This window comes from Streptomyces sp. WAC05374 (assembly GCF_004353505.1).
In the GTDB taxonomy this organism is placed as follows: domain Bacteria; phylum Actinomycetota; class Actinomycetes; order Streptomycetales; family Streptomycetaceae; genus Streptomyces.
The window spans coordinates 1-282 of the sequence record NZ_SMNQ01000058.1 but is presented as its reverse complement, the minus strand read 5'-3'; the positions used below and the strand labels follow the sequence as shown (position 1 = coordinate 282).

Genomic DNA, 282 nt, shown 5'->3' with positions numbered 1-282 from the left:
GGGCCGTGTCTCAGTCCCAGTGTGGCCGGTCGCCCTCTCAGGCCGGCTACCCGTCGTCGCCTTGGTAGGCCATTACCCCACCAACAAGCTGATAGGCCGCGGGCTCATCCTTCACCGCCGGAGCTTTTAACCAGCTCCCATGCGAGAGCCGGTGTTATCCGGTATTAGACCCCGTTTCCAGGGCTTGTCCCAGAGTGAAGGGCAGATTGCCCACGTGTTACTCACCCGTTCGCCACTAATCCCCCACCGAAGTGGGTTCATCGTTCGACTTGCATGTGTTAA

1 rRNA gene is annotated in these 282 nt (G+C 59.9%); it reads right to left on the bottom strand.

The features are described from left to right. Positions 1-282: ribosomal RNA gene (locus tag E2B92_RS32525) — 16S ribosomal RNA — on the bottom strand; the annotation flags it as partial.